The sequence below is a fragment of the Pseudomonas sp. NyZ480 genome (assembly GCF_029537255.1).
Lineage (GTDB): Bacteria > Pseudomonadota > Gammaproteobacteria > Pseudomonadales > Pseudomonadaceae > Aquipseudomonas > Aquipseudomonas taiwanensis.
Map to the genome: position 1 here is coordinate 4,953,570 of NZ_CP120626.1, position 25,398 is coordinate 4,978,967.

The following is a 25,398-nucleotide window of genomic DNA, read 5'->3' on the forward strand; positions in this document are numbered from 1 at the left end:
TCCTACTCCAACGGAATGGCCACGCTCAGGCTGGTGCCCTCGCCCGGTTCACTGTCCAGGGTCATGCTGCCACCAAGCATCAGCACCCGCTCGCGCACACCCACCAGACCGAACGAGGTCGGTCGGGCCTGGTCGCGACAAAAGCCCACGCCATCGTCACTGACCGTCATGCGCAACTGCCCTGCCTCGCGCACCAGTTCGATTTCCACGCTGTGCGCCTGGGCATGACGCATGACGTTGGTCAGGGCTTCCTGGAGGATGCGGAACAGCCCTGTGGCTTTGGCATCGCTCAATGCTGGCAGATTATCCGGCACTTGCACCAGGCAAGGTATCTGCGTGCGCGCTTCGAAGCGACGGGCCTGCCACTCGATGGCCGAGGCGATACCGGCATCGAGAATGGGCGGCCGCAAGGCAGTGGCGACATCACGCACCAACTGGAACAACTGGGCAATCAGGCGCTTCATGCTGGCAAGGCGCTCGTTCAGGCCGGGGTCCAGTTCGGCATAGGCCAGTTCGCACATCGACAACTCCAGCTTGAGCACGGTGAGCATCTGCCCCAGTTCGTCGTGCACTTCCCGGGCGATACGCGCCTTTTCTTCCTCACGCACGCTCTCCAGGTGCGCCGACAACTCACGCAGTTGCTCCTGGGACCGCGCCAGGGCCAGTTGGGCCTGCTTGCTCTGGGAAATGTCCCAGACGATGCCGTCCCAGACCACCCGACCACTGGCCAGGCGCCGGGCACTGGCCTTGATGTCGGCCCAACGCTCTTCGCCCTCACGGGTCAGGATGCGCCCTTGCCAGGACCAGTCCTGCCCTGAGGCGATGGCCAGGTCCTGCACCTGATGATAATTCGCCCGGTCTTCTGGATGGACCAGGTTACGCAAGCCCATTTGCGGATGCTGGATCTGCGCGGGCGTATAACCCACCAGCGCCTCGCTGCCCTCGCTGATGTAGGGAAACTCCAGGTCGCCCTCGGCAGGGTCCGGTTCCAGTCGGAACACCAGCCCTGGGACGTTGCCCGCGATACCCTTGAGCCGCGCATCGCTTTCACGCAGCGCCGCCAAGGCGCGATGGCGTTCGGTGACGTCAGCCAGGTACACGACCAAGTACTCGGCATCGCGAAAGCGCAGGAAACTCAGCGACAACTCGACCGGAATCAGGCTGCCGTCGGCATGCAGGCAACGCGTCTCGAACTGCCTGACGCCGCCATCGCCAGCACGCGCCGCCCGCCACAAGTCCAGCCAGCGGTCCATGTTCAGGCTCGGCTCGAAGTCGATCAGCGGACGGTCCAACAACTGTGCCTCGCCATACCCGAGCATGCGCTCGACAGCATGGTTGGCATAGCGGATGTGACTGTCCCAGTTAACCCACAGGATCCCCACCGTGCTTTGGTCGATGGCGAATTGGCTCAGGCGCAGGGCTTCTTCGCGGGTCTGGCGTTGCGCCAGGGTTTCGCGGGTGGCCAGGAGGCTGCGCTCGACCTGGCGCTGCTGGCGACGCTGCCAGGCCAAGGTAGCCAGGGCACACAGCAGCAACAGGCCCAACAGTAATGTCAGGTTCTGCCAGAAGCCGGCCGACTCGCTGAAGCGGGGATACTTGGGCTGCAGCCAGCGCTGGTGCAACTGCTCCAGCTCCTTGGCCGGCATGGCCTGCACGCCGCGTTCGAGCACATCGGCCAGCAGTGGCCAGTCGCGGCGCGAACCGATGCGCAGCAGTTGCGGAAGACCGATATCGCCGACCACCGCCAGCTCGCCGAACTCAGTTTCGCGAGACAGCCGACTGAGCTGGGCTTCATCCACCACTGCATAGCTGGCCTGGCCGCCGACCACCAATTGCAGCGCCTCGCGCTCGTTGGGCACCCCTTGCAGGTTAAGGTTGGTGTAGTTGCCACGCAGATAATCAGCCAGTGCGCTCGGCATGCGTACCGCTACACGCTCATGAGCCCCGAGCTTCTCCAGCTCGACAGCCACTGCGCCGGTACGTGTCCCTACCACCAGTTGCGGCACACGCATGTAGGGGTCGCTGAACAGCCACAAGCGCAGGCTTGCCGGCGTCTGGGTCAGGCCGGGGGCGAAATCCACCTCGCCGGCCTGCAGGGCATGCTCGAGACTGGACTGGTCGGGGAAGTTGCGCCAGGTCAGATCCAGGCGCAGCGCTTGCGCCAACCCGTTCACCAGTTCGACGTTGGCCCCATACAGTTGCTGCAGGCGCCGGTCGAACTGGGCATAGGGCGCCTGCAGCACAATGCCGACCCGCAGACTGCGATGGGCCTCGAGCCATTGCTGCTGGGCCGGTTCCAGTGCCACCGGCGCAGGCGCCTGTGACCCAGCAAAGGCGATCAAGGGCAGCCATAACCAGCCGATAACCAACAGGCGACGCACTCGCTTCATCTACACGCTCGTCTTGGCAAGGGCGGCCATGCAGCATGGCCGTCGCGGGCAAATACTATTAGGCTGCCGGGATCATTCTGGCCTTGGGTTGATTCATGTCCACACTTTATCGCACGACGCTGGCAATGTGCTGCCTGGCCTCGCTTCTACCGTTCGGCGCCATGGCAGCCGACGCCGAACAACCGCAGGCCGCAACCGAAACGCCGGCCACAGCCGCCTCGCGCGCCCCCTTGCTCGAACGCAGCCAGGAAGATGCCCTGGCCCTGGAGCGCCTGGTGCCCAAAGCCGAACAACGCACCTTGCAAGCGGGTGCGGACAGTTTTCTGGCCCTTTGGAAACCGGCTAACGACGGTGACCCACAAGGCGCGGTAATCATCGTACCCGGTGCCGGCGAAACGGCCGACTGGCCCAACGCGGTGGGGCCGCTACGGCGCAAGTTCCCGGATGTCGGCTGGCACAGCCTGAGCATTACCCTGCCAGACCTGCTCGCCGACAGCCCGTTGGCACGGGTCGAAGAAAAGCCGGCCACCCCCGCTGAACAAGCCAAGGGCGAAAGCGCACCGGCCAAGGCCACACCAGACGATGCCAATGCCAACGTCGCCCAGGCCACCGCAGCCGACGCCGACACCGCTGAAAGCACCAATGCCGAAGAGGCCGACCAGCAGGCCGATGTGGCTGACGCCGAGCGCATCTTCGCCCGCCTCGACGCTGCGGTGGCTTATGCACAGCAGCAAAATGCCCGCAGTATCGTACTGATCGGCCATGGCAGCGGGGCATATTGGGCGGCGCGCTACCTGAGTGAAAAACAACCACCCCAGGTGCAGAAGCTTGTAATGGTTACGCCGCAGACACCGGCGCGAGTCGAGCACAGCCTGGACAGCCTGGCACCGAGCCTGAAAGTACCGACCGCCGACCTTTATTACGCTACCCGAGCCGGCGACAGTCGGGCCGCCGCACAGCGTCTGCAGGCGAGCAAGCGGCAGAAGGACAGCCAGTACCGACAGTTGACGCTGACGGCGATTCCGGGCAACCAGGCAGCCGAACAGGAGCAACTGTTCCGACGGGTGCGCGGGTGGATCAGCCCACAGGAGTGATCAGCCCAGGCCATTCTGCCCTATCGCCGGCAAGCCGGCGCGGGGTCTTTGCAGGATTGGGCGTCAAAGCCCGCGGCGCTTGCGAATCAACGCATAGGCCAGGTGCAGCTCGCGAGTTCGCTCGGTCGCTTCACGCACCTGGGCCGGGCTGGCTCCGCTGCCTGCCAGTTTGTCCGGATGATGCCGGCTTACCAACCGACGGTACGCCTGCTTGACCTGCGCGCCTTCGGTGTCGGCCTCGACCCCCAATAGGCGCAGGGCCGCCGCATACGTCATGGCGCCACCCTGGACACTGGATTTACGCGGCTCGTACTCCAGCGACATCGCCTGTACCTGACGCCGGCTAAGCCCCAGCTTCTGGCCCCAGTCCAACAACAAGTCACGCTCGCGCTGACCGGCCTTGCCATCGGCCCAGACCATTCGCCAGCAGGCGCGCAACGTACCTTCCGCCGCATGCGGCTGCTCGCGAATACGGCGCAGGTGCCCCGCTAGCCGGTCTTTGCCGGACTTACCCCGGTTGAACGCAGCGATGGCGCGCAATCTGGCGGGTTCAGCCAAGTCCAAACGCACCATTTCTTGTCGCGCTTGCTGAATGTGCTGCTCCGCCACCCGGCCATCGCTCTTGGCCAGACGCCCAAGCAGAACGAACAACAACTCCTCATCACGCAAGGCCGGGCGGCCACCCAGGCGCTCGCGCATGTCCTCCCAACCTTGCAAACGCAGGCGCCGGTCCATGGCCTGGCCCAGCAAAGCCCCCAGCAAGGCACCGGGAATGCTGGCCACCGCAAACCCGGCCCCAGCCCCTATCACCGTGCTCGGCCACCACATGTCAGGTGCGCTCGAGGATCAGACGCTCGGCCTCGGCAAGGCGCTCGCGGGTGCCCACATCGACCCAATGGCCAGGGTGATGCTCACCACTGACCTTGCCCTGGCCCATGGCCTGGCGCAACAGCGGGGCGAGCTTGAACGCGCCCGGCTCGCAACCGTCGAACAGTGCCGGTGCCAGTACCGAGATGCCGCTGAAGGTCAGCGTTCCGGGCGCGTCGTCGCCATCGACCACCTGCTCGCCTACCAGGCGGAAGTCGCCGCGCCCGTGATGGCCAGGGTTGTCGACCAGCACCAGATGCGCCAGGCCCTGCAGCGGCGCTCGCAAGCGCGCGAAATCGTAATCGGTCCACACATCGCCGTTGACCAGCAGGAACGGCGCTTCGCCCAACAGCGGCAAGGCCTTGAAGATACCGCCCCCAGTCTCCAACGGCTCGCCCTCGGGCGAATAACGGATACTCAGGCCAAATTGACGGCCATCACCCAAATGGTTTTCGATTTGCTGGCCGAGCCAGGCGTGATTGATCACCACCTCGGTGAAGCCGGCGGTCGCCAGGGCGCGCAGGTGGTACTCGATCAGAGGCTGGCCGGCGACCGGCAACAGGGGCTTTGGCGTATGCAAGGTCAGCGGACGCATCCGCTCACCCTTGCCAGCCGCCAGGATCATTGCCTTCATGCACGCGCTCCGGCTTTCAGTTCGGCGATCAGCTCACCCAGTTCCGCCAATTCGGGCCGGCGACCAATCACTTCCTCTATATAGGCGAAGAAACGCGGAACGTCGGCCAGGTAGCGTGGTTTCCCGTCACGATGGCAAATCCGCGCGAAGATACCGATCACCTTGAGGTGGCGCTGCACGCCCATCAGGTCACTGGCGCGCTGGAACGCCTCGAACGAATCCTGCACCGCAATACCCGCGGCCCGCGCTTTCTCCCAGTAGTCGCGCAGCCAGCCCTCTACCCGGGCCTGCGGCCAGCTGAGGAAGGCATCCTTGAACAGACAGGTGATGTCATAGGTCACCGGACCGTAGACCGCGTCCTGGAAATCCAGCACACCAGGGTTCGGCTCGCTCTGCATCAGGTTGCGTGGCATGAAGTCGCGGTGCACCAGCACCTTTGGCTGGGCCAGGGCACTGTCGATCAGCATCTGGCTGACGCGCTTCCAGGTAGCCTGTTGGGTTTCATTGAAGGCAAGCCCCAGCTCACGCCCCACGTACCACTGCGGGAACAGTTCGACTTCACGGCGCAGCAAGGCATCGTCATAGCTCGGCAGCGGTGCATCCATTGGTAGGCGCTGGAAGGCCAGCAACGCGTCGATGGCGTCGTGGAACAAGCTGTCGGCGTTATCGGCGTCGATGACGTCCAGGTACGTCTGACGGCCCAGATCGCCCAGCAGCAGGAAGCCACGCTCCAGGTCTTCGGCGTGAATCACCGGCACATGGACATTGGCGCTGGCCAGCAAGTGGTCGATGGCAACGAAGGGCCGGCAATTTTCCTGCGGCGGTGGCGCATCCATGATCACGAAGCTCTGGCCCGCGCCCTGCCAGCGGAAGTAGCGGCGGAAGCTGGCGTCGCTGCTGGCGGCGGTCAGGCTGCCCTCAGCGGCGTTGATATGGAAAAGTTGTTCGAGCTGCTCGGCGAGCCAGACAGTCAGTTGTTGCAGGCGTACATCGTGATCAGGCATTACAAGGGTCTCCGACGGCCCTAGCCGTCAAGCGGGTCATGCTTTATTATCCAGCATCTTTTTCAGACCATCGAGAGGCGTGCGGCCCCACACGCGGGCAGATGGCACGCAGGAAGCCCGGACTAATAAGATGGCATTGAAATCCCCCGCGTTTCGTAGAAAGTTTCCGTTGCTGGTGACCGGCGGTCTGCTGGCCCTGCAACCTCTGGCCACGTCGTACGTGGTGGCAGCCGAGCAGTTTGACTGCCAAGTGTCCGCCTCCGGTGGTTGGGACTGCAAGCCCAAAACCCCTGTCAGCAACCTTCCGCCGCGCCCGGTGCACGAAGGTGCTGCCGTCAGTTCCGGTACCGAGGCCGAAGCCGCCGATGCCGGCGACAAGCCTGTGCTGGTCACCGAGAGCAAGGGCCGCGGCCTGAAGTCGCGTAGCGAAGACTACAGTCACCTGGACTGGGTTCCGCGCGAAAAGCTCACCGCAGCCCAGCTGGCCGAAACCGGCCCGTATTGCGGTGGCGCCTATATCGAACCGACCCGTCCTGGCATGGCCGACACCACGCCCAAGGACGAGTCGCCGACCTACATCAACGCCAAGGTCTCCAAGTACCAGCAGGAGCAGCAGATCGCGACGCTCGCCGGTGATGTGGTCATGCGCCAGGGCAGCATGCAGGTCGAAGCCGACGAAGCCAACCTGTATCAGGCCGAGAACCGTGGCGAGCTCAAGGGCAACGTCAAGATTCGCGACAATGGCTCGTTGGTGGTTGGCGACGAAGCCCAGATCCAGCTCGACACCGGCGAGGCCCAGGTCGATAACGCCGAATACGTGATGCACAAGTCGCATATCCGCGGCAACGCCCTGTACGCCAAGCGTGGCGAAAACGCCATCATCCGCCTCAAGGATGGTACGTACACCACGTGCGAACCGGGCAGCAATGCCTGGCAGCTGAAGGGCAACAACATCACCCTGAACCCGGCCACCGGCTTCGGTACCGCGACCAACGTCACCCTGCGGGTCAAGGATTTCCCGGTGTTCTACACACCGTACATCTACTTCCCGATCGACGACCGTCGCCAGTCCGGCTTCCTGCCGCCGTCGTTCAGCTCGACCAGTGACAGCGGCTTCACGCTGGTCACGCCGTACTACTTCAACCTGGCCCCGAACTACGACGCCACGTTGTACCCACGCTACATGACCAAGCGTGGCCTGCTGATGGAAGGTGAGTTCCGCTACCTGACCAAGTCCAGCGAAGGCCAGTTCGGCGGTGCGTACCTGAACGACAAGAACGACGATCGCAAGGACCAGACTGATTACAAGGATCAGCGCTGGATGATCAACTGGCAGCACAAAGGTGGCCTGGACGAGCGCCTGATGACTGAGGTTGATTACACCGACATCAGCGATCCGTTCTACTTCCAGGACCTGGAAACCGACCAGATCGGTGTTGAAAGCCGTGACGTGGTGAACCAGCAGGGGGCACTGACCTACCGTGGCGACACCTACCGCGCGCGCCTGAATGTGCATGCCTACGAGATGGCGACCATCTCCCGGATCACGCCGTATGATCGTCTGCCGCAGATCACCTTCGACGGCAAGTTGCCGTACAACCCGGGTGGCCTGGATTTCACTTACAAGACCGAGGCGGTTCGCTTCGATCGTGATCTGAAAACCGGTCCGGTGTTCAATGAAGATGGCGTGCTCGATACCACTGCTGGCGCAGATGGCCGCAGGCTCGACGAGAACATCTTCGGCCTGGCTCGTGCCAACGGCACCCGTCTGAACCTGGCGCCTGCCGTCAGCTTGCCGATGGAAGCCAGCTATGGCTTCTTCAAGCCGACGCTGAAGTACGTCTATACCCATTACGACCTGGACCTGGACAGCAAGGGCAAGACCGACCTGGCCAACGCCAGCGCCGCTACTCGTGACCTGCGCGGCGACTTCTCCAGCAGCCAGGAACGTAGCGTTCCGGTATTCAGTGTCGACAGCGGCCTGTACTTCGACCGCGACACCCAGTACTTCAGCAAGAACTACCGCCAGACCCTCGAACCGCGTCTGTTCTACCTCTACGTGCCGTATGAGGACCAGAAAGACATCCCGGTCTTCGACACCAGCGAAACCTACTTCAACTACAGCTCGCTGTTCCGCGACAACCGCTTCAGCGGTGGCGACCGCATCGGCGACGAGAACAAGCTGTCGTTGGGCGTGACCTCGCGCTGGATCGAGGAAAACGGCTTCGAGCGCCAGCGCGTCAGCGTCGGCCAGGCCCTGTACTTCCAGGACCGCAAGGTGCAGATGCCAGGCATCGACTGGCGTACCCGTTCGGACTCGCAGACCGATGTCTCGCCGTACGCACTTGAGTACATGTTCGCCTTCAACCGCGATTGGCGCCTGAACGCCGACTACAACTGGGACCCGGACACCCACAGCCCTCGCTCGGGTAGCGCGGTGTTCCACTACCAGCCGGAAGACAACCCGAACAAGATCGTCAACCTGGGCTATCGCTACCGCAACGACCTGGTCCGCTATGACCAGCTGACCGGTACCTGGCAGGTCGGCGGTGGCGACTACGGCACTCCGGGCAGCCCGAACTACATCAAGGACTACTACAAGATCGAGCAGCATGACTTCTCCGTCATTTGGCCGATCGTCCCGCAGTGGAGCGTCATCGCTCGCTGGCAGCACGACTACAACCGCAACCGCACCCTGGAAGCCATGGGCGGTTTCGAGTATGACAACTGCTGCTGGAAGCTGCGCCTGATCAACCGTTACTGGATCGACTACGACGACTTCAGCCAGGCCGTTCCGGACAACGAAAAAGGCGACCATGGCATCTTCCTGCAAATCGTGCTGAAAGGCCTCGGTGGCGTGGTAGGCAACAAGGTCGAGTCGTTCCTCGATGAAGGCATTCAAGGTTACCGTACACGTGAAGACCAAGCTTATTGATCGTCTGCGCCCGCTGCTGGTGGGCGCTGCACTGCTGAGCAGCGCGGTTCACGCCGCGGTGCAACCTCTGGACCGTGTGGTGGCCATCGTCGACAACGACGTGGTCATGCAAAGCCAACTGGACCAACGTGTCCACGAAGTCCAACAAACCATCGCCAAGCGCGGCGGCGGCGTGCCGCCGACCGGCGCCCTGGAGCAGCAGGTACTGGAACGCCTGATCGTCGAGAACCTGCAACTGCAGATCGGCGAACGTTCCGGCATCCGCATCACCGATGAAGAACTGAACCAGGCCATCGGCACCATTGCCCAGCGCAACGGCATGTCCCTGGACCAGTTCCGCGCCGCCCTGGCCCACGACGGCCTGTCGTTCGATGACGCCCGCGAGCAGGTCAAGCGCGAGATGATCATCAGCCGTGTGCGCCAGCGCCGTGTGGCCGAGCGCATCCAGGTGTCCGAGCAGGAAGTGAAGAACTTCCTTGCCTCGGACCTGGGCAAGATGCAGATGTCGGAAGAGTATCGCCTGGCCAACATCCTCATCCCGACCCCGGAAGGCGCCAATTCGCAAGACATCCAGAACGCTGCCCGCAAGGTTGGCGACGTGTACCAGCAACTGCGCCAAGGCGCGGACTTCGGCCAGATGGCGATTGCCAACTCAGCCAGCGAAAACGCCCTGGAAGGCGGCGAGATGGGCTGGCGTAAAGCGGGCCAACTGCCGCCGGAATTCGCCAAGCTGCTGAGCACCATGTCCACTGGCGACATCACCCAGCCACTTCGCATTCCCAGCGGCTTCATCATCATCAAGCTCGAAGAGAAGCGCGGTGGTAGCGAGAACGTGCTGCGTGACGAAGTCCACGTGCGCCATATCCTGATCAAGCCGAGCGAAATCCGCAGCGAAGCGGCGACCGAACAACTGGCGGAGCGCCTCTACGAGCGCATCAAGAATGGCGAAGACTTTGGCGAGCTGGCCAAGAGCTTCTCGGAAGATCCGGGTTCGGCGCTCAACGGCGGCGACCTCAACTGGGTCGACCCGAACAGCCTGGTTCCCGAGTTCCGCGAGCAGATGGCCAACGCCCAGCAAGGCGTAGTGACCAAGCCGTTCAAGACCCAGTATGGCTGGCACGTTCTGGAAGTGCTGGGCCGTCGCGCCACCGACAGCACCGAGCAAGCTCGCGAAATGCAGGCGATGAACGTTCTGCGTAACCGCAAGTACGACGAAGAGCTGCAGACCTGGCTGCGCCAGATCCGCGACGAAGCCTACGTTGAAATCAAGCTGCCTGGCGCCGACCAGGCCACCCAGTGAAGCCGCTGCGCTTCGCCGTCACCCCCGGTGAACCAGCAGGCATAGGCCCGGACCTGTGCCTGCTGCTCGCCGCCGACGCCCAGCCCCATCCCCTGATTGCCATCACCAGCCGTGACCTGCTCGCCGAGCGGGCCACGCAGCTGGGGTTGGCGGTCGATCTGCTGCCGGTTGCGCCGGGCCAGTGGCCCGACCAGCCCGCACCTGCCGGCAGCCTGTACGTATGGGATACCCCCCTGGCAGCGCCCGTGGTACCAGGCCAGCTCGACAAGGCCAATGCCGCCTTCGTCCTGCAAACCCTGACGCGCGCTGGCCAAGGCTGCCTCGACGGGTATTTTGCCGGGATGATTACAGCCCCCGTGCACAAGGGTGTGATCAACGAAAGCGGTATCGCCTTTTCCGGCCATACCGAGTTTCTCGCCGAACTGACGCATACCGCCCAAGTGGTGATGATGCTGGCCACCCATGGGCTGCGCGTGGCCCTGGTGACCACGCACCTGCCACTTCGCGATATCGCCGATGCCATCACCGCCGAGCGCGTGGAGCGGGTCACCCGCATTCTCCACGCTGACATGCGCGACAAGTTCGGCATCGCCCAGCCACGCATCCTGGTATGCGGGCTCAACCCCCATGCGGGTGAAGGCGGCCATCTGGGCCGCGAAGAAATCGACATCATCGAACCAACCCTGGCACGCCTGCGCACCGAGGGCATGGACCTGCGCGGCCCGCTGCCAGCCGATACCCTGTTTACCCCCAAATATCTGGAGCACTGCGACGCGGTGCTGGCGATGTACCACGACCAAGGCTTGCCCGTACTCAAGTACAAAGGCTTCGGCGCCGCGGTCAACGTGACGCTGGGCCTGCCGATCATCCGCACCTCGGTCGATCACGGCACCGCCCTGGACCTCGCCGGTACCGGCAAGGTCGACACCGGCAGCCTGCGGGTCGCGCTGGAAACCGCCTACCAGATGGCCGAGAACCGACCATGAACGAGCACTACCAACACCGCGCGCGCAAGCGCTTCGGCCAGAACTTCCTGCACGACGCCGGCATCATCGACCGCATCCTGCGCGCCATCAACGCCAAGGCGGGTGAACACCTGCTGGAAATCGGCCCGGGCCAAGGCGCACTCACCGAGGGCCTTTTGGGCAGCGGCGCACAACTGGATGTGGTCGAACTGGACAAGGACCTGGTGCCGATCCTGCAGCACAAGTTCGCCGGTCGCGATAATTTCCGCCTGCACCAGGGCGATGCCCTGAAGTTCGATTTCAATCAGCTGGGCGTACCGCCCCGCAGCCTTAAGGTAGTCGGCAACCTGCCCTACAACATCTCAACCCCGCTGATCTTCCACTTGCTCAGCCATGCCGGGCTGATTCGCGACATGCACTTCATGCTGCAGAAAGAAGTGGTCGAGCGCATGGCCGCTGGCCCCGGCGGTGGCGATTGGGGCCGTCTGTCGATCATGGTGCAGTACCACTGCCGCGTGGAGCACCTGTTCAATGTCGGCCCGGGCGCGTTCAACCCGCCACCGAAGGTGGATTCGGCCATCGTCCGCCTGGTCCCCCATGAAGTGCTGCCGCACCCGGCCAAGGATGCGCAACTGCTCGAACGCGTGGTGCGCGAAGCCTTCAACCAGCGCCGCAAGACCCTGCGCAACACCCTCAAAGGCCTGCTCGACAGCGCGGCCATCGAAGCTGCGGGTGTGGACGGCAGCCTGCGCCCTGAACAACTGGACCTGGCGGCCTTCGTGCGCCTGGCTGACCAGTTGGCGGATCAGCAAGCCTGATATCGCTTGTACCTCCCCTATCGCCGGCAAGCCGGCGATAGGGGCGGCCCTGACAACACCGATCCCCGAGCCCTTCTACCGCTGGCCCTCCCCCCGCTCAATGGCCTAGACTGCATTATTGCGTCAGTTCTCCCAAGGCCTTTGCATGTCCGATCCCCGCTACAAGATCGACGTCAGCGTCGTGACCCGTTATCTCAAAGACCAATCCGACCCCGAAAACAGTCGCTTTGCCTTCGCCTATACCATCACCGTGCAGAACAACGGCCTGGTCAAAGCCAAGCTGATGTCTCGTCACTGGCTGATCACCAACGGTGACGGCGAGGTAGAGGAGGTTCGCGGCGCAGGCGTGGTTGGTCAGCAACCGACCATCGAACCCGGCCAGAGCCATACCTACAGCAGCGGCGCGGTGATCAGCACCCGTGTCGGCACCATGCAGGGCAGCTACCAGATGTTCGCCGAAGACGGCAAGCGCTTCGACGCCCAGATCGCCCCCTTCCGTCTGGCGGTGCCAGGGGCGCTGCACTGATGGCCACCTACGCTGTCGGTGACCTGCAAGGCTGCCTGCAACCGCTCAAGTGCCTGCTGCAACGGGTGAACTTCAACCCAGACGTCGATCGCCTGTGGCTAGTCGGCGACCTGGTAAACCGTGGGCCGGAATCACTGGAAACCCTGCGTTTTCTCTACTCGATCCGCCACGCGCTGGTCTGCGTGCTGGGCAATCACGACTTGCACCTGCTCGCTGTCTGGCACAACGTCGAGCGCCTGAAGAAAAGCGACACCCTGCGTGAAATCATCGAAGCACCAGACGCCGACCAACTGTTCGACTGGTTGCGTCGGCAAAAGCTGCTGCATTACGACGAGCCACGCGGCATCGCTCTGGTCCACGCAGGCATTCCCCCCCAATGGACACTCGGCAAGGCCCTTGAACTGGCGGGCGAAGTCGAGGAAGTGTTGCGTGACGATGAGCGCCTGAAGCTGTACCTCGATGGCATGTATGGCAACGAACCGAACAAGTGGAGCAAGAGCCTGGCCGGCGTCGAGCGCCTGCGCGTCATCACCAACTACCTGACGCGGATGCGCTTCTGCACCGCCGATGGCAAGCTCGACCTCAAGAGCAAGGAAGGCCTTGGCACGGCGCCAAAGGGCTACAAGCCCTGGTACGCGCACAAGGACCGCCGCTCACGCCACGTGAAGATCATCTTCGGCCACTGGGCAGCCCTGGAAGGACGTGTCGACGAACCCGGCGTGATTGCCCTGGACACCGGTTGCGTGTGGGGCGGCGCCATGACCCTGTACAACCTCGACAGTGGCGAATACCACCGCTGCGACTGCGCCGACGACGGCACCGTACGCCAAGCGGCACAACCCACTAGAATGAACGACCAACCCTGAAGGAAACCGTACCCATGAGCGAATTCAAGCGCATCCCCCCAGAGCAGGCCTTGGAGCTTCGCAAAAAGGAAGGTGCGGTCGTCGTCGACATTCGCGACCCACAAGCCTTTGCCGCAGGCCACATCACCGGCGCCAAGCATCTGGACAACCATTCGGTCGCTGACTTCATCCGCAACGCCGACCTGGACGCCCCGACCCTGGTGGTCTGTTACCACGGCAACTCCAGCCAGAGCGCTGCCGCCTATCTGGTAGGCCAGGGCTTCTCGGACGTCTACAGCGTCGATGGCGGCTTTGAGCTGTGGCGCGCCACCTACCCGGCCGAGACTGCCCAAGGCTCCGCCGAATAATTTTTTCATTTTTGCTGCAGCCCGCGCCCCATGCGGGCTTGCGCCTTTTCTGACGAACGGTCGAAAGCAACTTCTCGGCCCCGCGCCCTTGACCTTGCGTATTACCAACTATCCTTAAGCGCAGGCCATCCAAAAAAGGGGAGAGCCGGTACACCGGCGTGCGGGTCATCGGTAGCGTTACAAGGTGTTCTGGGGGGTATACAGCAATCGGCCCAGCCGCTTGCATGCCAGCATCAGCTGACTGATCCGGCGTCGTCTCCACGTATCGAGCGAGGTGACGTCATGAGCATTTTTAGCCACTTCCAACAACGTTTCGAGTCAACACGCCAGGAAGAACTCTCGCTACAGGAGTACCTCGAGCTGTGCAAAGAGGATCGTAGCGCCTACGCTTCGGCGGCCGAACGGCTGTTGCTGGCCATCGGTGAGCCCGAGCTGATCGACACCTCAACCAACTCCAGACTGTCGCGGATTTTCTCAAACAAGGTAATTCGCCGCTATCCAGCCTTTGCCGACTTCCATGGGATGGAAGAGTGCATCGACCAGATCGTGTCGTATTTCCGCCATGCCGCTCAGGGCCTGGAAGAGAAGAAACAGATCCTCTACCTGCTGGGTCCGGTGGGCGGCGGCAAGTCGTCGCTGGCCGAAAAACTCAAGCAGTTGATGGAGAAAGTGCCGTTCTACGCCATCAAGGGCTCGCCGGTCTTCGAGTCACCCCTGGGCTTGTTCAATCCCGCCGAGGACGGCGCCATTCTCGAAGAGGAATACGGCATTCCGCGCCGCTACCTGAACAGCATCATGTCGCCTTGGGCTACCAAGCGCCTGCAGGAATTCGGCGGCGACATCAGCAAGTTCAAGGTGGTCAAGCTGTACCCGTCGATCCTCAACCAGATCGCCATCGCCAAGACCGAGCCGGGTGACGAGAACAACCAGGACATCTCCGCACTGGTGGGCAAGGTGGATATCCGTAAGCTTGAGGAATTCCCGCAGAACGACGCCGATGCCTATAGCTACTCGGGCGCGCTGTGCCGGGCCAACCAGGGCCTGATGGAATTCGTCGAGATGTTCAAGGCGCCGATCAAGGTCCTGCACCCGCTGCTGACTGCCACCCAGGAAGGTAACTACAACAGCACCGAAGGCCTCGGCGCGATCCCCTACTCCGGGATTCTGCTGGCCCACTCCAACGAATCGGAATGGCACACCTTCCGCAACAACAAGAACAACGAAGCGTTCATCGACCGTATCTACATCGTCAAGGTGCCGTACTGCCTGCGCGTCAGCGACGAGATCAAGATCTACGACAAGCTGTTGGTCAACAGCTCGCTGGCCAAGGCCCACTGCGCGCCGGATACGCTCAAGATGCTCGCCCAGTTCACGGTGCTCTCGCGACTCAAGGAGCCGGAAAACTCCAACATCTACTCCAAGATGCGCGTCTATGACGGCGAGAATCTCAAGGACACCGACCCGAAAGCCAAGTCTATTCAGGAGTACCGCGATGCCGCGGGCGTCGATGAGGGCATGAACGGCCTGTCGACCCGCTTCGCCTTCAAGATCCTGTCCAAGGTGTTCAACTTCGACCCCCATGAAGTGGCCGCCAACCCGGTGCACTTGCTGTATGTGCTGGAACAGCAGATCGAACAGGAACAGTTCCCGGCCGAAGTGCGCGAACGCTACCTGCGCTACCTGAAGGAATACCTGGCGCCGCGCTACATCGAATTCATCGGCAAGGAAATCCAGACCGCCTACCTGGAGTCCTACAGCGAATACGGCCAGAACATCTTCGACCGCTACGTGCTGTACGCCGACTTCTGGATTCAGGACCAGGAATACCGCGACCCGGAAACTGGCGAGATCCTCAACCGTATCGCCCTCAACGAGGAACTGGAGAAAATCGAGAAGCCGGCCGGCATCAGCAATCCGAAGGATTTCCGCAACGAAATCGTCAATTTCGTGTTGCGCGCCCGGGCCAACAACAATGGCAAGAACCCGAGCTGGCTGAGCTACGAGAAGCTGCGGGTGGTCATCGAGAAGAAAATGTTCTCCAACACCGAGGATCTGTTGCCCGTCATCAGCTTCAACGCCAAGGCCAGCAAGGAGGACCAACAGAAACACAACGACTTCGTCACCCGAATGGTGGAACGTGGTTACACCGACAAGCAGGTGCGCTTGCTGTCGGAATGGTATCTGCGGGTCAGGAAATCGCAATAAAGCGGCAAGCTACACGCCGCGCGCCCTTGGCTGCCCAGTCAGCCTCGGGCGGCGGCGGCTGCTTTTACGTGCAGCTCGTAGCTTGAAGCGTGCAGCTGTTCCCAGCTACCGGAGGGACCATGAGCTACGTTATCGACCGACGCCTGAACGGCAAGAACAAGAGCACGGTCAACCGCCAGCGCTTCTTGCGGCGTTACCGTGAACACATCAAGAAAGCCGTCGAAGAGGCCGTGAGCCGCCGCTCCATCATGGACATGGAACATGGCGAGCAGATCAGCATTCCGGGACGGGACATCGACGAGCCGGTGCTGCACCACGGTCGTGGCGGCAAGCAGACCATTGTGCACCCAGGCAACAAGGAATTCACTGCCGGCGAACACATACCACGGCCCCAGGGTGGCGGCGGTGGTGGCGGTCGCGGCAAGGCTGGCAACTCTGGCGAGGGCATGGACGACTTCGTCTTCCAGATCACCCAAGAGGAATTCCTCGAATTCATGTTCGAGGACCTGGAGCTGCCCAACCTCGTCAAGCGTCACCTGACGGGCGCCGACACCTTCAAGACCGTACGGGCGGGTATCGCCAACGAGGGCAACCCCTCGCGCATCAACATCGTGCGCACCCTGCGCTCGGCCCACGCCCGCCGCATCGCCCTGACCGGCAGCAGCCGTGCCCTGCTGCGCGAAGCCCAGGCGGAACTGGCACGGCTGAAAGTCGAAGAGCCTGACAATTTCACCGATATCCAGGAAACCGAAGCCGAGATCGAACGCCTCAAGGCACGCATCAACCGCCTGCCGTTCCTCGATACCTTCGACCTCAAGTACAACCTGCTGGTCAAGCAACCCAACCCCAGCTCCAAGGCCGTGATGTTCTGCCTGATGGACGTCTCCGGCTCGATGACCCAGGCCACCAAGGACATCGCCAAGCGCTTCTTCATCCTGCTGTACCTGTTCCTGAAGCGGAACTACGACCGCATCGAGGTGGTGTTCATCCGTCACCACACCAGTGCCCGCGAAGTCGACGAGGAAGAATTCTTCTACTCTCGGGAAACCGGCGGCACCATCGTCTCCAGCGCGCTCAAGTTGATGCAGGAGATCATGGCCGAACGCTATCCGGCCAGCGACTGGAACATCTATGCCGCCCAGGCCTCCGACGGAGACAACTGGAACGACGACTCGCCGATCTGCCGCGAGATTCTCTCCAAGCAGATCATGCCGCACGTGCAGTACTACACTTACGTCGAAATCACCCCGCGTGAGCATCAGGCGTTGTGGTACGAGTACGAGCGAATCGGCGAGGCCTTCCCCGACACATTCGCCCAGCAGCAGTTGGTTTCGGCCGGCGATATCTACCCGGTCTTCCGTGAACTCTTCCAGCGCAGGTTAGCCACATGACCGCCAGAGCACAGAGACGCCAACCCATTTCCACCGGGTCCGAGTGGACGTTCGAGCTGATCCAGACCTACGATCGGGAAATCAGCCGGCTGGCCGAGCGTTACGCCCTGGACACCTATCCCAACCAGATCGAGGTGATCACCGCCGAGCAGATGATGGACGCCTACGCGTCCGTCGGCATGCCGCTGGGTTATCACCACTGGAGCTACGGCAAGCAGTTCCTCAGCACTGAGAAGTCTTATAGCCGCGGCCAAATGGGCCTGGCCTACGAGATCGTGATCAACTCGGATCCCTGCATCGCCTACCTCATGGAAGAGAACACCATGTGCATGCAGGCCTTGGTGATCGCCCACGCCTGCTATGGTCACAACAGTTTCTTCAAGGGCAACTACCTGTTCCGCACCTGGACCGACGCCAGCTCGATCATCGATTACCTGGTATTCGCCAAGCAGTACATCGCCCAGTGCGAAGAGCGCCATGGCATCGATGCGGTCGAAGACCTGATCGACTCTTGCCACGCCCTGATGAACTACGGTGTCGACCGCTATAAACGCCCCTACCCCATCTCCGCCGAAGAGGAGCGTCGGCGGCAGAAAGAGCGCGAAGAGCACCTGCAACGGCAGATCAACGACCTCTGGCGCACCATTCCCAAGAGCGCAGAGAAAGGCAATGAGCGCGATGATGCGCGCTTCCCCGCCGAACCTCAGGAAAATATTCTCTATTTCATCGAGAAGAACGCGCCACTGCTCGAGCCCTGGCAGCGCGAAGTGGTGCGCATCGTGCGCAAGATAGCCCAGTACTTCTACCCGCAACGCCAGACCCAAGTGATGAACGAAGGCTGGGCGACGTTCTGGCACTACACGCTGATGAACGACCTGTACGACGAAGGCCTGATCACCGAAGGCTTCATGATGGAGTTCCTGCAGTCGCACACCAGCGTGGTGTTCCAGCCCGGCTTCGACAGCCCGTACTACAGTGGCATCAACCCTTACGCACTGGGCTTTGCGATGTATACCGACATCCGGCGCATGTGCGAGAACCCGACCGAGGAAGATCGCCGCTGGTTCCCAGACATCGCTGGCAGCGACTGGTTGTCGACCATCAAGTTCGCCATGAGTAGCTTCAAGGACGAGAGCTTCATCCTGCAGTACCTGTCGCCCAAGGTGATCCGCGACCTCAAGCTGTTCAGCATCCTAGATGACGACCAGCGCGACGACCTGCTGGTGCCTGCTATCCATGACGAAGCGGGCTACCGGATCATCCGTGAGCAACTGGCCGCCCAGTACAACCTGGGCAACCGCGAGCCCAACGTGCAGATCTGGAGCATCGACCGCCGTGGCGATCGCTCACTGACCCTGCGCCACCAGCAACACAACCGCAAGCCACTGGGCGACTCCACCGATGAAGTGCTCAAGCACCTGCACCGGCTGTGGGGCTTCGATATCCACCTGGAAACCGTGCAAGGCGACCAGGTCATGAAAACCCACCACATGCCGCCACGCGGCGAGCACAGTGACAGCGGCGATTATGGCCGCATGGACCTGGCCGTGGTTCATCACCTTTAAGCTCGACGCACCGCCATAACTGCCAACAGGGTATCCTGTGGGCAGTTATGGAGGCTGCACATGCAAATTTACAAAGTCGGTGGCGCGGTGCGTGATCGTCTGCTCGGGCGCGCGGTCAGCGATATCGACTGGCTGGTGGTGGGCGCGACGGTCGAGGAAATGCAGGCCAAGGGTTTTCGCCCGGTCGGCGCGGATTTTCCGGTGTTCCTGCACCCGCAGACGGGCGAGGAATACGCGCTGGCACGCACCGAGCGCAAGAGTGGACGCGGCTATGGCGGCTTCACCTTTCATGCCAGTCCAGAGGTCACGCTCGAAGAGGACCTCATACGCCGTGACTTGACCATCAATGCAATGGCGGAGGATGACCAGGGCAACGTACTGGATCCCTACCACGGCCAGGAAGACCTTGAACACCGCCTTTTACGCCATGTTTCCCCCGCGTTCGCCGAAGATCCTTTGCGTGTGCTGCGCGTCGCCCGCTTCGCCGCACGGTATGCGCCATTGGGCTTCCAGGTAGCTGACGATACCCTTGAGTTGATGCGCCAGATCGCCGCGTCCGGCGAACTGCAAGCGTTGACTGCCGAGCGCAGCTGGAAAGAGATCGAGCGAGCATTGATGGAGGAACAGCCACAGGTGTTCATCCAGGTGCTGAACGACTGCTCGGCACTTCAGGAGTTGATGCCCGAGCTCCACTGTGACGCGGATTCGCTGGCAGCGCTGGTACAGGCAGCCAAGCATCGACAACCTCTGCACGTGCGTTGGGCGTGCCTGTTGGATAGGGTGCAGCCGGCAGCCATCAAGGCACTCAACCAGCGATTCAAAGCCCCGCGTGAATGCCAGGAACTGGCCGTGTTGACCGGTGAGTTTTCCGGTCGTGCCGATGCAGGAATGGCGCTTGAGCCTTCAGGCTTGCTGGAGATGCTGCAGAAATTCGACGTCTATCGGCGGCCACAGCGCTTCGAGGACTTCATAGTCACGTGCGAAATGAGGGCGCTTGGGCGCGGGGAGCAAACGTATCCACAGGCCGAGTACCTGCGTGGAGCGGCGGCAACGGCCAGGGCAGTTAATGTGAAGCCGTTGGTGGACGCAGGCCTGGCCGGACAGGCGCTGGGAGAGGCCCTCAAGAACGAGCGACTGAAAGCGATCGAGGCGTACAAACGCCGCTGACCACGCGGCCCGCCCGCTCCAGGCGCGGCCTCGTGTCGCGCCTACGACGATCGCGAAAAAGCTCAAGCCGGGGTCAACTGCACACCCCGCCACTCGAACGCCACCGGTGCCAGCACCTGGTCGATGTTCGCCTCCTCCCACAACTGCGCCATGCGCTTTCCAGCCCCTGGGTGCACCAGCTCAGGCGCTAGCAACGACAGTGGCCACAGCACGAACGCGTTCTTCAGAATTTCCGCCCTGGGCAGCACCAGCCCATCGAAGGTACCGTACAGATCGTCATACATCAGCACATCGATATCCAGCGGCAAGCCCTTGCGATCCGGTGCGTAACGGCCGTTGTCCGCCTCAATGAACTTGAGCCGGCGATCCAGCTCCATCAGCGGAAGATCTGTCTTGCCGGTGACCACGAAATTGATGAAGGGGCCACTCTTGATCCCCACGGCCTGGCTCTCGAACGCCGGAGAACAACGCATGTCCTTGAGGATGCCAGCCAAGGCGTCGAGCCCAGCGCACAGGTGCGCCTGGCGGTCGATATTGCTACCCAGGCCCAGGTAAACCGTGCTCAGAGACATCCGCGCTCGATCTCCACGCCAACACCGCCACGGGCTGCCGGGACAGCTCCTGGCTTGGTCAGTTTCAGGCGTACCCAAGGAATGTGGAACTCTTCCATCAACGCTGCCACCAAGCGCTCGGCAAAGGTCTCCACCAGCTCGAAGCGCGCCTGCTCGGCGAAAGCCTGGATGCGTGCCGATACGCTGGCATAGTCCAGCGCCAGGCTCAGATCGTCACCGGCCGCCGCTGGGCGGTTGTCCCAGGCGAAACTCAGGTCAAGGCGCAGGCACTGGCGAATATCCCGCTCCCAGTCATAGGCACCGATGACGGTATCGACTTCCAGGCCTTCGATGAACACTCTGTCCAAGCACTTCTCTCCACAGCACGACAAGGGCGACTGGCGCCGTTAGAATCAGGGCGTCCTCGCCCGGAATAGTTAGCATGTTTTGGTTATTGGCGCTGCTCGCCTACCTGCTCGGCTCGCTGTCCTTCGCCATCGTCCTCAGCCGCCTTTCAGGCAGCCCGGACCCGCGTTCCAGCGGTTCAGGCAATGCCGGCGCCACCAACATGCTACGCCTGGCAGGCCGTAAACTGGCGATCCTGACCCTGCTTGGCGACCTGTGCAAGGGACTTTTGCCCGTCTTGCTGGCCCGTCTCGCTGGCCTTGACCTGCAGGAGCAGGGCTGGGTCGGCGTCTGCGCGGTGCTCGGCCACCTGTTCCCACTGTACTTCAACTTCAAGGGTGGCAAAGGTGTCGCCACCGCGGCCGGCATGCTCATGGGCCTGTACTTTCCTGCCGCATTGCTGGCCATCGGCGCCTGGCTGCTGACCTTCTACCTGACTCGAACCAGCTCGCTGGCCGCGCTCATCGCTACTCCACTTACCCTACCGCTGCTGGCCTGGCGCGAACCCGAAGCGCTGCTGCCGATCAGCGTCCTGACCGTGCTGATCGTCTGGCGCCACCGTAACAACCTGCGGGATTTGTTCGCTGGGCGCGAAAGGCATTTCTAACGCCCCCATCGACCTTCACACCGGCGGCAACTGCTCCATCGGCCAGCGCGCCTGCACGCTGATCGCCAGGTCCTGCTGCTGCCCGGCCAGCAAGCGCTGACAACCGGCGTAGGCGATCATGGCGCCGTTGTCGGTACAGAACCGCGGGCGGGCGTAGTAAACATTGCCTTTGATACCGGCCAGCATCTCTTCCAGCGACGCCCGCAGCGCCTTGTTGGCACTCACGCCACCGGCGATGACCAAGCGCTTGAGCCCGGTCTGCTTGAGGGCTCGCTTGCATTTGATGGTCAGAGTCTCCACCACCGCCTGCTGGAACGCCAGGGACACGTCGCAACGGGTTTGCTCACTGTCGTCACCAGCATCGCGGCATTGCTGCCAGGTGTTGAGCGCGAAGGTCTTGAGGCCGCTGAAGCTGAACTGCAGGCCTGGGCGATCGGTCATCGGTCGCGGGAATACGAAACGCCCGGGCACGCCGTGTTCGGCCAGACGGGCAATTTCCGGCCCACCCGGATAGTTGAGGCCGATCAGCTTGGCGGTCTTGTCGAACGCCTCGCCGGCCGCATCGTCCAGGCTCTCGCCCAACAGTTCGTAACGCCCGATGCCATCGACGCGCACCAGCTGAGTGTGCCCGCCGGACACCAACAAGGCGACGAACGGAAACTCAGGAGGCTGCTCCTCGAGCATGGGTGCGAGCAAGTGGCCTTCCATATGATGAACGCCGATCGCTGGAATATCCCAGGCGAACGCCAGGGCCTGGGCGCACGAGGCACCCACCAGCAGCGCCCCGACCAGGCCAGGGCCTGCGGTATAGGCAATGGCGTCGATCTCGGTGGCCACGCAGCCGGCCTCGTCCAGCACCTGGCGGATGAGCGGCAGCATGCGCTTGACGTGGTCACGCGAAGCAAGCTCCGGCACCACCCCGCCAAACACGCGGTGCAGGTCGATCTGACTGAACAGCGCGTCGGCCAACAAACCGCGCTCGCTGTCGTATAATGCGACGCCGGTTTCGTCGCAGGATGTTTCCAATCCCAGTACTAGCATGGGTTCGTCCCTTGTGGGGGCTGAATTCGAAGCCGCGCATGATAGTCCCCGTGCCGGGTGCCGACCAGCGGTTTTCGATCAGAGGCTTTGCATTCCGGCCAGCTAAGGGTTAACATCCGCAACCCTTGAAAACCGACGTTCTCCAGCACACCTTTTGTTTTGCCAGGAGCACGTCTACCCCGGTAATGAATTAAGGTAGCCCTGGATGCCAGCCGTCAAAGTTAAAGAGAACGAACCCTTCGACGTAGCTCTGCGTCGTTTCAAGCGCTCCTGCGAAAAAGCCGGTGTACTGGCTGAAGTTCGTAGCCGCGAGTTTTACGAGAAGCCGACCGCCGAGCGTAAGCGCAAAGCAGCTGCTGCTGTTAAGCGTCACGCCAAGAAAGTTCAGCGCGAACAGCGCCGCGCCGTTCGTCTGTACTAATACAGACGTTCTACGCAGAGCTTCTGCCCAGCCCGGCACCATGCCGGGCTAATGGCAGCAGTTGCTTTACCCCTTGAGCTCTCGCTTGAGGCGCCCAAATGCAGTGTCCTTGCATAGCGGCAACCTGCCTTAACACGTCAGAGCTGGTCTACGACCAGTCGTGCACGTCCTGACTGACGAGCCCTCACCGGCTGGCGACGAGCACACATTCCCTCGCATTTCCCCAAGCAGCAACCACTCCGATGTGGCGCGTTAGCGATTAGACTTGCCAATTGCCAGATGACGAGACTGCCATGGCCGGGCTGATTCCCCAGAGTTTCATTGACGACCTTATCAACCGCCTCGACATCGTCGACGTGGTGAGTTCGCGCGTCCAGCTGAAAAAGACCGGCAAGAATTACTCCGCCTGCTGCCCGTTCCACAAGGAAAAAACGCCGTCCTTCACGGTAAGCCCCGACAAGCAGTTCTACTACTGCTTCGGCTGCGGGGCCGGCGGCAACGCCCTGGGCTTCGTCATGGACCACGACAACCTGGATTTTCCCCAGGCCGTGGAGGAACTGGCCCGCGCCGCCGGCATGGAAGTACCCCGCGAGGAAGGCCGGCGCTCGCAAAAAAACCGCCAGCCGACCGACTCACCGCTGTATCCGCTGCTGGAGGCGGCCGCCGGCTTCTATCGCCAGGCCCTGCGCAGCCACCCGACCCGCAAGGCCGCGGTGGATTACCTCAAAGGCCGAGGCCTGTCTGGCGAAATAGCCCGCGACTTTGGCCTGGGCTTCGCCCCACCCGGCTGGGACAACCTGCTCAAGCACCTGGGTGCCGACAGCCTGCAACAGAAGGTGATGATCGACGCCGGCCTGCTGATCGAGAACGCCGAAAGCGGCAAGCGTTACGACCGCTTCCGCGACCGGGTGATGTTCCCGATCCGCGACAGCCGTGGCCGAATCATCGCCTTCGGCGGTCGGGTGCTGGGCGACGACAAGCCCAAGTACCTCAACTCCCCGGAAACCCCTGTCTTCCACAAGGGCCAGGAGTTGTACGGGCTGTACGAGGCACGCAAGCACAACCGCAACCTCGACGAGATCATCGTCGTCGAAGGTTACATGGACGTCATCGCCCTGGCCCAACAAGGCCTGCGCAATGCCGTGGCGACGCTTGGCACCGCCACCAGTGAGGAACATCTCAAGCGCCTGTTCCGCGTGGTGCCAAGCGTATTGTTCTGCTTCGACGGCGACCAAGCTGGGCGCAAGGCCGCCTGGCGCGCCCTGGAGTCGACCCTGTCGGCCCTGCAGGATGGCCGTCGGGCACGCTTTCTGTTCCTGCCCGAAGGCGAAGATCCGGACAGCCTGGTCCGCGCCGAAGGCACCGATGCCTTCATGGCACGCATCAACCAGCACGCCCAGCCGCTGGCAGATTACTTCTTCGAGCAACTGAGCAACGAGGCCGACCCGCGCTCACTGGAAGGCAAGGCCCATATGGCCACCCTGGCCGCACCGTTGATCGAAAAGATTCCGGGTGCCAACCTGCGTCAGCTGATGCGCAATCGCCTGAAGGAAATCACCGGCCTCGATCCGCAGCAGGTCGAGCAACTGGCTCAGCATGCCCCGGCGCCGAACAGTGTGCCGGACTACGACCCTGGCTACGACTACGACGCCATGGCCAGCTTCACCCCCGACTACGGCGACCTGGCGCAGCACGACTACGCCCCTGCCCATCAGGCGCACGAGTGGAAGTCCAACAAGGGGGGCGGTAAGAAGCCGTGGAGCGACAAGCCCTGGGACAAGAACCGCAAGGGCGGCAAGCCATGGCAGCAGCGTGACGAAGCCCCGCCCCGGGTGCCGGCGCCGGTGGAACCGCCTACCCTGGCGGCCCTGCGCACCCTGCTGCACCACCCGCTGTTGGCCGGAAAGGTCGAGGACGCCAGTCATTTCGCCGACGAAGAGCATCTTTACAGCCAGCTGCTGGTCGCATTGATCGAAGCCGCACAGAAAAATCCTGGGCTAAGCTCAATGCAGTTGATCGCACGCTGGCACGGCACCGAACAAGGCCGCCTGCTGCGGGCCTTGGCAGAAAAGGAATGGCTTATCGTAGCCGACAACCTTGAACAACAGTTTTTCGACACTATAACTAGCTTGTCCGCCCGCCAACGCGAGCGCAGCCTGGAACAACTGCTCAGGAAATCACGTCAAAGCGAATTGACCAGCGAGGAAAAATCTCAGCTCCTCGCCCTGCTGAGCCGGAATGTTCCCGCACAAACGCCGACCTCATCTGGCGCGTGAGGCCCATGCTCGGGTATAATCCT

22 protein-coding genes are annotated in these 25,398 nt (G+C 62.3%); 15 read left to right on the forward strand and 7 right to left on the reverse strand.

What is annotated here, in order from left to right; all coding sequences use genetic code 11:
• Nucleotides 1-2: 2 nt before the first annotated feature.
• Nucleotides 3-2,390: a sensor histidine kinase gene (locus tag P3R38_RS22810; RefSeq protein WP_202675671.1), complete on the reverse strand. Its 2,388-nt coding sequence runs from the start codon at nucleotides 2,388-2,390 to the stop codon at nucleotides 3-5.
• 95 nt (nucleotides 2,391-2,485) lie between these two features.
• Here P3R38_RS22810 and P3R38_RS22815 point away from each other — a divergent pair, with 95 nt between their 5' ends.
• Entirely contained in the window at nucleotides 2,486-3,484 is a 999-nt protein-coding gene (locus tag P3R38_RS22815) for an alpha/beta hydrolase family protein (protein WP_023382668.1), read from the forward strand.
• Between the two features lie 63 nt (nucleotides 3,485-3,547).
• On the opposite strand, the gene P3R38_RS22820 is transcribed toward P3R38_RS22815, so the two are convergent.
• The 3 genes from P3R38_RS22820 to P3R38_RS22830 are packed head-to-tail and all read right to left on the reverse strand — an operon-like array spanning nucleotide 3,548 to nucleotide 5,989.
• A complete protein-coding gene (locus tag P3R38_RS22820; protein WP_023382669.1) occupies nucleotides 3,548-4,312 on the reverse strand; it encodes a TerB family tellurite resistance protein in 765 nt (254 codons plus the stop codon).
• A 1-nt stretch (nucleotide 4,313) separates the two neighbouring features.
• Entirely contained in the window at nucleotides 4,314-4,985 is a 672-nt protein-coding gene (gene murU / locus P3R38_RS22825; RefSeq protein ID WP_027907301.1) for an N-acetylmuramate alpha-1-phosphate uridylyltransferase MurU, read from the reverse strand.
• Nucleotides 4,982-5,989 (reverse strand): phosphotransferase, encoded by a 1,008-nt coding sequence (locus tag P3R38_RS22830; RefSeq protein ID WP_023382671.1) that lies wholly within the window; start codon nucleotides 5,987-5,989, stop codon nucleotides 4,982-4,984. Before P3R38_RS22830 ends, murU begins: the two co-directional genes overlap by 4 nt.
• 130 nt (nucleotides 5,990-6,119) lie before the next feature.
• Here P3R38_RS22830 and P3R38_RS22835 point away from each other — a divergent pair, with 130 nt between their 5' ends.
• The 11 genes from P3R38_RS22835 to P3R38_RS22885 all read left to right on the forward strand — a co-directional run bounded on the left by P3R38_RS22835 (nucleotide 6,120) and on the right by P3R38_RS22885 (nucleotide 20,074).
• Nucleotides 6,120-8,924, forward strand: coding sequence for an LPS-assembly protein LptD (locus P3R38_RS22835; protein ID WP_277686629.1), 2,805 nt, complete (start codon nucleotides 6,120-6,122; stop codon nucleotides 8,922-8,924).
• On the forward strand, nucleotides 8,905-10,224 hold the full coding sequence (surA, locus tag P3R38_RS22840; protein ID WP_023382673.1) for a peptidylprolyl isomerase SurA: 1,320 nt from the start codon (nucleotides 8,905-8,907) through the stop codon (nucleotides 10,222-10,224). Before P3R38_RS22835 ends, surA begins: the two co-directional genes overlap by 20 nt.
• Entirely contained in the window at nucleotides 10,221-11,210 is a 990-nt protein-coding gene (gene pdxA, locus P3R38_RS22845) for a 4-hydroxythreonine-4-phosphate dehydrogenase PdxA (RefSeq protein ID WP_202675672.1), read from the forward strand. The genes surA and pdxA overlap by 4 nt, the downstream gene beginning before the upstream one ends.
• Entirely contained in the window at nucleotides 11,207-12,007 is an 801-nt protein-coding gene (gene rsmA / locus P3R38_RS22850) for a 16S rRNA (adenine(1518)-N(6)/adenine(1519)-N(6))-dimethyltransferase RsmA (RefSeq protein ID WP_023382675.1), read from the forward strand. Before pdxA ends, rsmA begins: the two co-directional genes overlap by 4 nt.
• A 145-nt stretch (nucleotides 12,008-12,152) precedes the next feature.
• A complete protein-coding gene (gene apaG, locus P3R38_RS22855) occupies nucleotides 12,153-12,533 on the forward strand; it encodes a Co2+/Mg2+ efflux protein ApaG (protein WP_023382676.1) in 381 nt (126 codons plus the stop codon).
• A complete protein-coding gene (locus tag P3R38_RS22860) occupies nucleotides 12,533-13,399 on the forward strand; it encodes a symmetrical bis(5'-nucleosyl)-tetraphosphatase (RefSeq protein WP_027907303.1) in 867 nt (288 codons plus the stop codon). Before apaG ends, P3R38_RS22860 begins: the two co-directional genes overlap by 1 nt.
• 14 nt (nucleotides 13,400-13,413) lie before the next feature.
• Nucleotides 13,414-13,746 carry a thiosulfate sulfurtransferase GlpE gene (glpE, locus tag P3R38_RS22865; protein WP_023382678.1) on the forward strand — a complete coding sequence of 111 codons (333 nt, stop codon included), beginning with the start codon at nucleotides 13,414-13,416 and terminating at the stop codon, nucleotides 13,744-13,746.
• A gap of 282 nt (nucleotides 13,747-14,028) precedes the next feature.
• Complete coding sequence (locus tag P3R38_RS22870; RefSeq protein ID WP_023382679.1) at nucleotides 14,029-15,951, forward strand: PrkA family serine protein kinase; 1,923 nt, start codon at nucleotides 14,029-14,031, stop codon at nucleotides 15,949-15,951.
• A 119-nt stretch (nucleotides 15,952-16,070) separates the two neighbouring features.
• The gene (locus P3R38_RS22875) at nucleotides 16,071-17,342 is read left to right on the forward strand and encodes a YeaH/YhbH family protein (protein WP_023382680.1); all 1,272 of its coding nucleotides are present in this window, start codon (nucleotides 16,071-16,073) and stop codon (nucleotides 17,340-17,342) included.
• Nucleotides 17,339-18,907 (forward strand): SpoVR family protein, encoded by a 1,569-nt coding sequence (locus tag P3R38_RS22880; protein ID WP_023382681.1) that lies wholly within the window; start codon nucleotides 17,339-17,341, stop codon nucleotides 18,905-18,907. Before P3R38_RS22875 ends, P3R38_RS22880 begins: the two co-directional genes overlap by 4 nt.
• Nucleotides 18,908-18,967: 60 nt before the next feature.
• Entirely contained in the window at nucleotides 18,968-20,074 is a 1,107-nt protein-coding gene (locus tag P3R38_RS22885) for a multifunctional CCA tRNA nucleotidyl transferase/2'3'-cyclic phosphodiesterase/2'nucleotidase/phosphatase (RefSeq protein ID WP_202675674.1), read from the forward strand.
• Between the two features lie 62 nt (nucleotides 20,075-20,136).
• Here P3R38_RS22885 and folK read toward each other — a convergent pair whose 3' ends face one another.
• Nucleotides 20,137-20,646 (reverse strand): 2-amino-4-hydroxy-6-hydroxymethyldihydropteridine diphosphokinase, encoded by a 510-nt coding sequence (gene folK / locus P3R38_RS22890; protein WP_023382683.1) that lies wholly within the window; start codon nucleotides 20,644-20,646, stop codon nucleotides 20,137-20,139.
• Nucleotides 20,637-20,993 carry a dihydroneopterin aldolase gene (folB, locus tag P3R38_RS22895; RefSeq protein WP_027907305.1) on the reverse strand — a complete coding sequence of 119 codons (357 nt, stop codon included), beginning with the start codon at nucleotides 20,991-20,993 and terminating at the stop codon, nucleotides 20,637-20,639. The genes folK and folB overlap by 10 nt, the downstream gene beginning before the upstream one ends.
• Before the next feature lie 74 nt (nucleotides 20,994-21,067).
• On the opposite strand from folB, the gene plsY reads away from it, so the two are divergent.
• Nucleotides 21,068-21,637: a glycerol-3-phosphate 1-O-acyltransferase PlsY gene (plsY, locus tag P3R38_RS22900; RefSeq protein WP_023382685.1), complete on the forward strand. Its 570-nt coding sequence runs from the start codon at nucleotides 21,068-21,070 to the stop codon at nucleotides 21,635-21,637.
• A 15-nt stretch (nucleotides 21,638-21,652) separates the two neighbouring features.
• Here plsY and tsaD read toward each other — a convergent pair whose 3' ends face one another.
• Nucleotides 21,653-22,678 carry a tRNA (adenosine(37)-N6)-threonylcarbamoyltransferase complex transferase subunit TsaD gene (gene tsaD / locus P3R38_RS22905; RefSeq protein ID WP_023382686.1) on the reverse strand — a complete coding sequence of 342 codons (1,026 nt, stop codon included), beginning with the start codon at nucleotides 22,676-22,678 and terminating at the stop codon, nucleotides 21,653-21,655.
• A 205-nt stretch (nucleotides 22,679-22,883) separates the two neighbouring features.
• On the opposite strand from tsaD, the gene rpsU reads away from it, so the two are divergent.
• Complete coding sequence (rpsU, locus tag P3R38_RS22910) at nucleotides 22,884-23,099, forward strand: 30S ribosomal protein S21 (protein WP_003255575.1); 216 nt, start codon at nucleotides 22,884-22,886, stop codon at nucleotides 23,097-23,099.
• A gap of 293 nt (nucleotides 23,100-23,392) precedes the next feature.
• Nucleotides 23,393-25,375 carry a DNA primase gene (dnaG, locus tag P3R38_RS22915; RefSeq protein ID WP_277686630.1) on the forward strand — a complete coding sequence of 661 codons (1,983 nt, stop codon included), beginning with the start codon at nucleotides 23,393-23,395 and terminating at the stop codon, nucleotides 25,373-25,375.
• The last annotated feature ends 23 nt before the right edge of the window (nucleotides 25,376-25,398 follow it).

Excerpts from the sequence above, each read along its gene's own strand:
- rsmA (WP_023382675.1), top strand. The coding sequence starts at position 11,207 with ATGAACGAGCACTACCAACACCGCGCGCGCAAGCGCTTCGGCCAGAAC.
- murU (WP_027907301.1), bottom strand. The coding sequence starts at position 4,985 with ATGAAGGCAATGATCCTGGCGGCTGGCAAGGGTGAGCGGATGCGTCCG.
- dnaG (WP_277686630.1), top strand. The coding sequence starts at position 23,393 with ATGGCCGGGCTGATTCCCCAGAGTTTCATTGACGACCTTATCAACCGC.
- P3R38_RS22860 (WP_027907303.1), top strand. The coding sequence starts at position 12,533 with ATGGCCACCTACGCTGTCGGTGACCTGCAAGGCTGCCTGCAACCGCTC.
- P3R38_RS22870 (WP_023382679.1), top strand. The coding sequence starts at position 14,029 with ATGAGCATTTTTAGCCACTTCCAACAACGTTTCGAGTCAACACGCCAG.
- P3R38_RS22885 (WP_202675674.1), top strand. The coding sequence starts at position 18,968 with ATGCAAATTTACAAAGTCGGTGGCGCGGTGCGTGATCGTCTGCTCGGG.
- P3R38_RS22830 (WP_023382671.1), bottom strand. The coding sequence starts at position 5,989 with ATGCCTGATCACGATGTACGCCTGCAACAACTGACTGTCTGGCTCGCC.
- P3R38_RS22815 (WP_023382668.1), top strand. The coding sequence starts at position 2,486 with ATGTCCACACTTTATCGCACGACGCTGGCAATGTGCTGCCTGGCCTCG.
- rpsU (WP_003255575.1), top strand. The coding sequence starts at position 22,884 with ATGCCAGCCGTCAAAGTTAAAGAGAACGAACCCTTCGACGTAGCTCTG.
- apaG (WP_023382676.1), top strand. The coding sequence starts at position 12,153 with ATGTCCGATCCCCGCTACAAGATCGACGTCAGCGTCGTGACCCGTTAT.
- plsY (WP_023382685.1), top strand. The coding sequence starts at position 21,068 with ATGTTTTGGTTATTGGCGCTGCTCGCCTACCTGCTCGGCTCGCTGTCC.
- P3R38_RS22820 (WP_023382669.1), bottom strand. The coding sequence starts at position 4,312 with ATGTGGTGGCCGAGCACGGTGATAGGGGCTGGGGCCGGGTTTGCGGTG.
- folK (WP_023382683.1), bottom strand. The coding sequence starts at position 20,646 with ATGTCTCTGAGCACGGTTTACCTGGGCCTGGGTAGCAATATCGACCGC.
- glpE (WP_023382678.1), top strand. The coding sequence starts at position 13,414 with ATGAGCGAATTCAAGCGCATCCCCCCAGAGCAGGCCTTGGAGCTTCGC.
- tsaD (WP_023382686.1), bottom strand. The coding sequence starts at position 22,678 with ATGCTAGTACTGGGATTGGAAACATCCTGCGACGAAACCGGCGTCGCA.
- P3R38_RS22835 (WP_277686629.1), top strand. The coding sequence starts at position 6,120 with ATGGCATTGAAATCCCCCGCGTTTCGTAGAAAGTTTCCGTTGCTGGTG.
- P3R38_RS22880 (WP_023382681.1), top strand. The coding sequence starts at position 17,339 with ATGACCGCCAGAGCACAGAGACGCCAACCCATTTCCACCGGGTCCGAG.
- P3R38_RS22810 (WP_202675671.1), bottom strand. The coding sequence starts at position 2,390 with ATGAAGCGAGTGCGTCGCCTGTTGGTTATCGGCTGGTTATGGCTGCCC.
- P3R38_RS22875 (WP_023382680.1), top strand. The coding sequence starts at position 16,071 with ATGAGCTACGTTATCGACCGACGCCTGAACGGCAAGAACAAGAGCACG.